The sequence below is a fragment of the Ereboglobus sp. PH5-10 genome (assembly GCF_029504735.1).
Classification (GTDB): Bacteria; Verrucomicrobiota; Verrucomicrobiia; order Opitutales; family Opitutaceae; genus Ereboglobus.
The window spans coordinates 242,059-251,446 of sequence record NZ_JAQFIP010000005.1; the positions used below are offsets into that span (position 1 = coordinate 242,059).

Genomic DNA, 9,388 nt, shown 5'->3' on the forward strand with positions numbered 1-9,388 from the left:
CTCAGGGCGTCGCTTGCGACGCCCTTTTTTTTTACCACGGAGAACACGGAGAGACACGGAGTAAGAGGCGCTGAACATTCTGGGGGTAACCTGAATTTCTGGCCTCTGGCTCTCTGGCTTTCTGGTCCTCTCTCCGTGTCCTCCGTGGTTAATTTTAGTTTTGAGATTCCTTGATGGTCAGCAGGTCCTTCATGACGTTTGTCAGGTCGGCGGATTTGTTTATGCCGCCGAAGGCGTCGTGGAGCTGGCGGTAGAGCGCGTAGAGTTTGTCGTAGGTTTTGCGGTTGGCCGCGATGGGTTTGTAGTGGCGCGGCTTCACGGCGGTCATCGCGCGCTGCGCGGCGGGGAAATCGCGATGCGCGCCGGCGAGCACGGCCGCGCCCACCGCGGCACCGAGCGCGCAGGCCTGGCTCGACGCGGTGACGTGCATGGTGCAGCCGGTCACGTCGGCGAAGATTTGCATGAGCATCGGGTCTTTTTCCGCGATGCCACCGGCGCACACGACGCGTTTGATCGGCACGCCGTATTCGCGAAAGCGCTCGATGATGGCGCGCGCGCCAAAGGCGGTGGCCTCGATGAGCGCGCGGTAGATTTCGGCGCGCGTGGTGTGAAGCGTCTGGCCGAGGAGCAGTCCGGTGAGGCGTTGATCGACGAGGATGTTGCGATTGCCATTGTTCCAGTCGAGCGCGAGCAGGCCGGACTGGCCGGGTTTTTGTTTCGCGACCTCGGCGGCAAATTCGCGGTGCGTCTTGCCTTCGCCCTGGCAAACGACCTCGACCCACCATTTGAAAATGTCGCCGACGGCGGACTGGCCGGCCTCGATGCCGTAGTAGCCGGGCAAAATCGCGCCGCGCACGATGCCGCAAATGCCGGGAATGTCGGGCACGTTTTTCGAGGCGGAAACGACACCGCAATCGCAGGCCGAGGTGCCGATGACCTTGACGAGCGTGCCCTCGCGCACGCCTGAGCCGATCGCGCCGTAGTGCACGTCCATTTCACCGATCGCGATGGGGATGCCGGCGGTGAGTCCACCGAGGCGCTTGGCCCATTCGGGGCAGAGCGCGCCGGCGGGCGTGGTGGCGTCGTGCGCCTTTTCGTAAAGGCGGTCGCGCAGCGCGGCGAGTTTCGGGTCGAGGAGTTTTAGAAATTCCTTGTCGGGCAGGCCGCCCCAGTCGTCTGCGTAAAGCGCCTTGTGTCCCGCGCAACAGACGCCGCGCACGACGGCGGCGGAGTCCTTCACGCCCGCGAGCACGGAGGGAATCCAGTCGGCGAGCTCGACCCACGAGTGCGCGGCGGCGAAGATTTTCGGCGAGGTGTTGAGGCAGTGCCAGATTTTCGACCAGAACCACTCGGACGAGTAAGTGTTGCCGCATTTGGCGATGTATTGCGGGCGGTGCTTCGCGGCGAGTTCGGTGATGCGCGCGGCCTCGCGCCATGCGGTGTGGTCCTTCCAGAGCCAGCAATGCGCGGCGAGATTTTTGGCGAAGCGTTTGTGGAGCGCGAGCGGGACGTTGTTTTTGTCAACGGGGATCGGGCTCGAGCCGGTCGTGTCAACGCCGATGCCGATAATGCGGGCGGGCGAGAAGCCGGGTTGTTTTTTTGCGATGGCGAGCGCGCCGCGCACGCTTTTTTCGAGACCCAGGAGATGATCGGCGGGATTCTGGCGGGCGAGGTTGTGGTCGCGTTTGTCGAGCAGGATGCCCTGCGCGCCGCTCGGGTAGTTGAAGACGGAGGAGCCGAACTCGGCGCCGTCGGAGCATCGCGCGATGATCGCGCGCACGGAGTTGGTGCCGTAATCGATGCCGATGGTGAAGGCGGCTTGCGCTGCGTTTTTAGTTTTGGAGGCGAGCGAGGGGCGTGTTGGTTTCATAAGAAAAAGGATGTTCCTATAACCTTCGCCGCAAATAAATCGACGCAAATTGCCCGGCGGTTTGGCTGCGATAAAAAGCCGCGGTCTTTATCCTGTTAATCCCGCAAATTCCGTCCTTAAAAATCCGGGTTTGAAATCCTGGCACGGTGGCGCATCGTGCGCGGTTTACCATGCCGGACTGGCTCACACTCACCGCGGCGCGCCTGCGCAATCTAAAGGGCTTCGACCTGCGGCTGCCGCTTGGGCGGCTCATCATGGTCGCGGGGCCGAGCGGCGCGGGCAAGTCGACCCTGTTTCGCGACCTGCTGCATCCCGCCGTCGCCCACGCAATCAAAACCGGCACGCCCGTGCTTCGCGGCAACGCCTTTGCCAAGGCGACGGGCTTCGAGGACGAATCACTTGCCGGATCAAAACAGCCTCCGTTCAACACCCTCACCGGAGGCAACGCATTCAGGAGCGTCATCGAGGTTGACCAGAATCCCATCGGCAAAACACCGCGCTCGACGCCCGCCACCTACCTTGGAATTTTCGACTTGATCCGCCAGTTTTTTGCCACGCTGCCCGAGGCAAAAATGCGCGGCTACACCGCGTCGCGTTTTTCGTTCAACACAAAGGGCGGGCGCTGCGAGACGTGCCAGGGCGCGGGACGCATCAAGCTCGAAATGGCGTTCATGCCCGACACGTATTTGGTCTGCGACGACTGCCGCGGCACTCGTTACGCGCCCGACATGGCCGACATCACCTGGAAAAACAAAAGCATCGCGCAGGTGCTCCAGCTCACCTTCGACGAGGCGGTGGAGTTTTTCGATTTTCACAGCAGGCTCTCGCAGGTCTGCAAGCTCATGGTCGATTGCGGGCTTGGTTACCTGACGCTCGGCCAGTCCTCCCCCACCCTCAGCGGCGGCGAGGCGCAGCGACTGAAACTCGTCACCGAGCTCACACACGGGCTTGTCAGCTACCGCGAGCACCTGCGCGGCGAGCAACCCCGCAATCTCTACCTGCTTGAAGAGCCGACCATCGGCCTGCACCTGAGCGATTGCGAGAAGCTGATCCATGTTCTCCACTCGCTCGTTGACCAGGGGCACACCGTTGTCGTGATTGAGCACCATCTCGATTTGCTTGCGGAAGCCGACTACATTATCGAGCTCGGCCCCGAGGGCGGCCCGGCAGGCGGCGAGCTTATTTATCAGGGCGCGCTTGCCGGCCTGCTAAAAGTCAAAAACTCGCCAACCGCGCCCTATCTGCGGGCCAAGTTGGGAGGGTAAAAAAATAGCACAGACATTCCCGTCTGTGCAAAGCGGCGAACAATTCACGGCACGGACAGAAATGTCCGCGCCGCCTTTGGCCCGACTATTATTTATACTGCAACTTTGCCTGTTCGTAGACGGGCATGTATTTCGGCACGAGGCTCTCGAGCTTGGCAATGCGCTCGGCATCGGGCGGGTGCGTGGAGGTCCATTTTTCAATCATCGCGGAAACTCCCGACGACTGGCTTTTGCCGCCTTGCGCGGCCATTTTTTTCCAGAAGGTCACCGCGGCTTGCGGATTGTATCCCGCGCCGGAGGCGAATTGCATGCCGATGACGTCGGCTTCGGTTTCGTGATCGCGGGAATACTTCAACAGCGTGCCCTGCGCCGCTCCCGTGTAGGCGAGCATGATGCCTTTTTTGGCCGTGTCGCCCAATTCGCTGTATCCCAGCGCGCTGCTGCCAACTTGGGAGAGCACGTTCGCGAGCGAAGTCTGCGAGGCGCGTTCCGAGCCGTGGTGGGATGTGACGTGCGCGATTTCGTGCCCGATAACGATGGCGAGCTCGTCGTCGCTGGACACGAGCTTGAGCAAGCCGGTGTAAACGCCGACCTTGCCACCGGGCAGGGCAAAAGCGTTCACCTGATCCGAGTCGAACAAGACAAACTCCCACTCGGCGTCGGACATCGGATGCGACTTCATCACGGAATCCTTGATGCGGTTGCCCACGCGCTGCACTTGCGCGGTGGCCTTGGAGTCGGTGGAGATTTTTTCGGATTTTTTAATGTCGGCAAATGCCGCCAGTCCCGTCTGGTTTTCGTTTTGCAGAACGCTCGGAAGGATGAGCTGCCGACGTCCGGTTTCGGAAACAGTCGAGCAACCAACAAGACCCAGCAGAAGAATCGAGAGAGCAAGAGTAAGGTATGTTTTCATGGAAGGAGAGGTTGAAAAGGAAACCCGCGTCGCTGATGCAATCAAGCAGCAATTAGCCCGCGCACCGCAAAATCATCCCCTTTGTGTCAACCAAGCCCCTTTTGCATCCGCGCCCGCGAGCCATCGGATGCGGTTGTTCGTGCGCTGTTGTTGGTTCGCCAAAAACACGCCACGGGACAATATTTGATTCCCATGCGGTTCCCGTGTGTTTCCATAATGGCAGGCCTTTCAAATTCCGATGAACCTCACGCTCACCAACGCCGCTTCACCTAAAATCGCCATAGTCGGCGCCGGCGCGCTCGGCTGCTATTATGGCGCGCGTCTCGCCCGGGCGGGCGAAAACGTCCACTTCCTCATGCGCGGCGATCTCGCCACCGTCCGCAAGCGCGGTCTCACCGTCTCGGTGCCAACCGAGACATTTCACCTGCCGCCCGAAACGCTGCACACCGCCGCCACGCCCGGCGAAATCGGCCCGTGCGACCTCGTCATCATCGCCCTCAAGACAACCGCCAACGCATCGTTCCGCGAACTCATCACGCCGCTCCTCCACGACGGCACCGCGATCCTGACCTTGCAAAACGGACTCGGCTCCGACGAGGAGCTCGCCGCCATTTTCGGCGCCGAACACATACTTGGCGGGATTTGTTTCATTTGTGTCAACCGCCTCGCGCCCGGCGAGATTTCCTGCACCTCGACCGGCGCGCTCAGCCTGGGCGAGTTTCAACGTCCCGCAACCGGGCGCCTCCGCGCCATTGCTGAAAAGTTCACCCGCGCCGGGGTCAAAACCACCGTCAGCGACAACCTCATCGAACTGCGCTGGCGCAAACTCGTCTGGAATGTGCCCTTCAACGGCCTCTCGATTGCGGCCGGCGGAATCACGACCGACAAAATCATGGCGGATCCCGTGCTCGAAAACGAGGCCGCGGCGCTCATGCGCGAAATCGCGGCGGCGGCAGCGGCGCACGGTTGCGCAATCCCCGAATCATTCGTCCAAAAGCAGCTCGACACCACGCGCCCCATGGGCGCCTACAAACCCTCCAGCCTCATCGACTACCTCGCCAAGCGCGAGGTCGAGGTGGAATCCATATGGGGCGAGCCCATGCGCCGCGCCAAGGCGCGCAACGTCCCCACCCCGCGCCTCGAAATGCTCCACGCGCTCCTGCACGCGCTGACATGAACGGAGGGCGGCTCCGCGCCATTTTCACAAAACACGAAAAAATAGTTTTACTAACGCCCGCGCATCCATCAGAACCTCCAATCTCGTGTTTGGGGCAGTAGCTCAGTTGATAGAGCGCGTCGTTCGCAACGACGAGGTCGCCGGTTTGATCCCGGTCTGCTCCACCAATTTTCCCCGATAGAAAATACACCCTCAGCAAAAGGTTGTGTCGGGCCGGCGAAACACCCGCCATTTCGCAACCCCGCCCTTGATTTGAAAAACCGGAATGATATTCTTTTCCCCATGCGTCCCCTGACCCTACTCGCGCTCACGACCTCCACGGCAAGCCTTTGCCTCGCCGCGCAACCCGCCGGCGATGTCAAAAAGCCCAATGTCGTTTTTATCCTGGCCGACGATCTCGGCTGGGGCGAACTCGGTTGCTACGGGCAGCAAAAAATAAAGACGCCCAATATCGACCGGCTCGCCCGCGAAGGCCTTCGCTTCACCAACAGTTATTCCGGCGCCCCCGTCTGCGCGCCGGCGCGCACCACGCTCATGACCGGGCTGCACCTCGGCAACTCGCCCATTCGCGGCAACAAGGAAATACAGCCCGAGGGACAATTCCCGGTTCCCGCCGAATACACCCTCTTCCCGCAACTCTTCCAAAAAGCGGGCTACGCGACGGCGGTCGTCGGAAAATGGGGCATGGGGCCGGTCGGCTCCGAGGGCGATCCGCTCAAGCGCGGCTTCGACCACTTCTTCGGCTACAACTGCCAGCGTATGGCGCACTCCTATTATCCGCCGCATCTTTGGAATGATGACCGGAAAATCATCATCAACCAAAACCCGGTTCCCGGACGCGCCAAGTCGCCGCCGGACCAACCCGTTGACATGGCTGCGTGGATCGGCGCGCAACACGCCTCGCCGCTCATCATCGAGGACGCGCTCCGGTTTATCGACGCGCAGGCGAAGGCGCAAAAGCCGTTGATCCGGGTTCGACTCCCGGCGCTTGCACCAGCTCTTTTCATAGGGGAACAGAGGGAAAATTGGCGAGTTTTAGAATTCCCGAAAAAGTGCCAAGTTTGCCAAGTTTGACTCGATTCGGGTCAACTTTTAATCAACCTGCGGGATATGCTCCCAAAACTTTACCGCATCACGCAGCCTCGGAAAATGTGGCAAGTTGTCTTCACCGAGCCCAACGGCAAGCGGCGGCGGCGGCATTTTTCAAAAAAGGAAGCGGCCGAGAAATACCACAAAGCGATTTTGACACAGGCGAAAATCGCGGGCACGTCCGGCCTTGTGATGGATGCGGAAGCTCGGGCGGAGTATTTCGCGGCAAAGCGCGCCCTCGAGGGCGTGCCGCTGATGACGGCCGTTCGGCATTATCTCAAACATCGCCCGATCGGGGCGGCGGCAACACCGTTGCCGGAAGCCTTGGACCAATTTATTTCCGAGAAAAAACGCCTCGGCCGCGCTGAACGCACGGTGACCGCGCTCCGGAATACCCTTGAGCAATTTTTGGCCGAAACGGAAGCGCGGCGGTGTTGCGATTTCACCCGTGAAGCGGTGACGAAATATCTCGACTCGTTGGACGTGGAGCCCGGCACAATCAAGAACCATCGGCGGCGGCTCTCTGCGTTCGGTTCGTGGATGGTTCGGCGGCAAATCATTCCTGACAATCCGGTGAGGCACATCGAGCCTCCGACTGTCGATCTACGGCCGCCCCGTGTGCTGACTCCGGCGCAAGCGTCGCTGGTGATGGCAAAAGCTGCGGACTACGTGGACGGGACATTCGCGACCACATTTGCCCTCGCGCTCTTTGCAGGCCTGCGACGTGGCGAGATCGAGCGTTTGTCTTGGGATGCGGTGCATCTCGACGGCGAGCCGGTTATTCGTGTCAGCCTCGGCAAACTTCGCGGGCGGCGTTCGGTGCGCGTGGTGCCGATCTGCGATGCGCTTTTGTCCTGGTTGAAATGGGGACGTGCCCGCGGGCATCCGCTCGTGAAAATGTCGTCGAACTCGGCGAAGATTCGCAAAGTGGTGACGTGGCAAACGGACATTACACGGCATTCGTGGATTTCTTACCGGCTCGCGTTCGTCAAAGATGAAGCTCAGGTGGCACGCGAAGCGGGGAACTCTCCGGATATGATTTACAGGCATTATTTCCAGCTCGTGAGCGAGAAAGAGGCGGCGAAGTATTTTGCCATTTTTGCGCCCTAAAAAACAAAGGTTTGCTTTCTTATTAGTTTCCCCGAGCCGGGGTTCGGGGGCGGCGGCGAGCCCCCGCGACGGCACGAAGTGCCGCCATGACGTGAAGCCGCCTACCCCCAAGCATTGCAATGCAATGCGCAGGCGGCGGAACGCCTAGCTTGCCTGATTAATGTCCAAAGTCTCGGGACACTTGGTGCACTGCCAGAGGGTTGGGGAACCGTCGATTTCGACGCGACGGTAAAGCAACATTGGGATTCCGCACTTAGGGCAAAGCGGGTTGTTGGGGTATTTCTCACGCTGGGCTTTGATGTGGATGGGCACATAGTCGGTGCGTGGTTTTGACGGTGGTTGCACCGGGGGGCGTTCTGTTTTCTCGTGATGGTGAATAATGATGCGCGTCGGCGGTTTTTTCTGGTTCGAAATTATCAAGTAAGTAACGAGGGAAATGAGGATGAGCAGCAAAATGATGATTACGGCAATCATGGTGTTTCACGTATCGAAAAAGTGGCAGGTGTCACAAAAAGTGCATGGGGCTTTCTGAGGGCGTAGCCAACAGCCAGGATAATCGTCAACTAGCTTTTTTCTGTTTGATTTCTTTGGAAGGGGTTAGCTCCAGAGGCCATTGAACGTGACCGTTTTGTTCAACATATGCGCAAAAAGCCTCTATCAACTTTTCAACGATAGCACTGTCGTTCGTCAGGTGTGTTTCATGAATGCTGTCTAGCCTAGCGCGTAATTCGGGAGAAAGTCTTGCGCGTATGCCGGCTATTTTTTTTGGCGGTTTCACAAGTGCTTATTCCGCTGCCCGTGGGCAGCGATTGCAATTTTAAGCTTGCATCCCGTTTGTCACATGTGGCACATGTGGCACAAGTTTAACGAACAAATGAAAACAAGGGGCTATTCCATCCGACAAGTTGCCGACGAAGTGGGCGTTTCCTACCGCACGATTAAGCGGCGCGTGGACGCAGGCCTGATACCGGCGAAGCACTACGGCCCCAAGACGACGCGCATCGAGCGCAAGACACTCGTGGCGTTAAAGAACTACGGCCTAGCTGGAATCGCTGGTGCCCAAATGAATTTCGCCTCCATCGAGGCTTAACGAAAACCAACGAAGGAAAGGGACTGACATGAATATCGAAAAACTGGAAAAGTTAAAATCGGGGTATCGCAAGGAGATGATAATCAAGCGGGATTTTGTCCTCCGTCATCTTGCGTGCTCGAAGATGCATATTGAGGGCGAGTCGTGGAAAGCGGCGGAGTTGCATTTCAAGGAGATGATGGAAGCCTGCCATATCTTGCATTGTTTGGAAGCGAGCATTCGCGGCTGCGATTGGAAAATCACCGAGGCGAAAGAAAAGCAATGCGAACTCCGCCCGGTGGGAGGTGCGGCATGAAAACTGAACGTTGGATTGTGACAATTGATGCCGGGAAGCCAGAGTCTGAATGGCGGGTGCGCTCGGGATACCTTGCTTTTGATTATGAGGCCAATGGCGGCTGGGGGTTCTCGACTCATGACGCTTGGATTTTCTCGTCAGCCGATGAGGCCTCCATAATGGCCTCGAAGGCGAAGGAATATTATAAGGACTCGGCCAAGGTGAACGTGCGTAAAATCCAGATTGGAGGCGCGGCATGAGCGAGTCCACGACTCTTTTTGTGCTGCTCATCCTTGCAGCGTTAGCCCTCGGCGTAATGGCCGGTTACTGGTGGAGGGGGCAACAATGAAGCCGTCGATTTATTACATTTTCAGCGCGAGGAATCTGCGGTCGGCGATGATATGGCGAGACATGGCAAACACCACTATAAACAGCGATGTTCGCCGTTTTGCCCGCCGACAAATGCGCAAGAGTGCGATGCGTTGGCGGTGGAGTTATCAAACTATTTCGGGAGCAGGGGCTGCAGTCCCTGTCCCTGCAACTGAAACTGCCAGCACTGGGGAACCCCAGTGACTGGCTTTTCGTTTTTAGCGTAACGCA

General features: G+C 58.9%; 10 protein-coding genes and 1 tRNA gene. 8 read left to right on the plus strand and 3 right to left on the minus strand.

The annotated features are described in order from the left end of the window. Window positions 1-154: 154 nt before the first annotated feature. Entirely contained in the window at window positions 155-1,870 is a 1,716-nt protein-coding gene (locus tag M2447_RS06430; RefSeq protein ID WP_277557887.1) for a ribulokinase, read from the minus strand. A gap of 170 nt (window positions 1,871-2,040) precedes the next feature. Here M2447_RS06430 and M2447_RS06435 point away from each other — a divergent pair, with 170 nt between their 5' ends. Beyond that, window positions 2,041-3,135: a hypothetical protein gene (locus M2447_RS06435; protein WP_277510587.1), complete on the plus strand. Its 1,095-nt coding sequence runs from the start codon at window positions 2,041-2,043 to the stop codon at window positions 3,133-3,135. An 88-nt stretch (window positions 3,136-3,223) separates the two neighbouring features. On the opposite strand, the gene M2447_RS06440 is transcribed toward M2447_RS06435, so the two are convergent. Then, window positions 3,224-4,048 carry a M48 family metallopeptidase gene (locus M2447_RS06440; protein WP_277557888.1) on the minus strand — a complete coding sequence of 275 codons (825 nt, stop codon included), beginning with the start codon at window positions 4,046-4,048 and terminating at the stop codon, window positions 3,224-3,226. 238 nt (window positions 4,049-4,286) lie between these two features. Between M2447_RS06440 and M2447_RS06445 the strand changes: the two genes are divergently transcribed. From M2447_RS06445 to M2447_RS06460, 4 genes are all read left to right on the plus strand, one after another. After that, window positions 4,287-5,225 (plus strand): 2-dehydropantoate 2-reductase, encoded by a 939-nt coding sequence (locus M2447_RS06445; protein ID WP_277557889.1) that lies wholly within the window; start codon window positions 4,287-4,289, stop codon window positions 5,223-5,225. A 91-nt stretch (window positions 5,226-5,316) separates the two neighbouring features. Beyond that, window positions 5,317-5,392 (plus strand) — tRNA-Ala (locus tag M2447_RS06450). A gap of 115 nt (window positions 5,393-5,507) precedes the next feature. Then, entirely contained in the window at window positions 5,508-6,299 is a 792-nt protein-coding gene (locus tag M2447_RS06455; RefSeq protein ID WP_277557890.1) for a sulfatase-like hydrolase/transferase, read from the plus strand. A 75-nt stretch (window positions 6,300-6,374) separates the two neighbouring features. Beyond that, window positions 6,375-7,424 (plus strand): phage integrase N-terminal SAM-like domain-containing protein, encoded by a 1,050-nt coding sequence (locus M2447_RS06460; RefSeq protein ID WP_277557891.1) that lies wholly within the window; start codon window positions 6,375-6,377, stop codon window positions 7,422-7,424. A gap of 144 nt (window positions 7,425-7,568) precedes the next feature. On the opposite strand, the gene M2447_RS06465 is transcribed toward M2447_RS06460, so the two are convergent. Next, window positions 7,569-7,898 (minus strand): hypothetical protein, encoded by a 330-nt coding sequence (locus M2447_RS06465; RefSeq protein ID WP_277557892.1) that lies wholly within the window; start codon window positions 7,896-7,898, stop codon window positions 7,569-7,571. Between the two features lie 400 nt (window positions 7,899-8,298). Between M2447_RS06465 and M2447_RS06470 the strand changes: the two genes are divergently transcribed. From M2447_RS06470 to M2447_RS06480, 3 genes are read left to right on the plus strand one after another with little or no spacing between them, the layout of a single operon-like run. Further along, window positions 8,299-8,514: a hypothetical protein gene (locus M2447_RS06470; RefSeq protein ID WP_277557893.1), complete on the plus strand. Its 216-nt coding sequence runs from the start codon at window positions 8,299-8,301 to the stop codon at window positions 8,512-8,514. A 28-nt stretch (window positions 8,515-8,542) separates the two neighbouring features. Continuing rightward, complete coding sequence (locus M2447_RS06475) at window positions 8,543-8,809, plus strand: hypothetical protein (RefSeq protein ID WP_277557894.1); 267 nt, start codon at window positions 8,543-8,545, stop codon at window positions 8,807-8,809. Continuing rightward, a complete protein-coding gene (locus M2447_RS06480; protein ID WP_277557895.1) occupies window positions 8,806-9,048 on the plus strand; it encodes a hypothetical protein in 243 nt (80 codons plus the stop codon). The genes M2447_RS06475 and M2447_RS06480 overlap by 4 nt, the downstream gene beginning before the upstream one ends. Window positions 9,049-9,388: the final 340 nt, after the last annotated feature.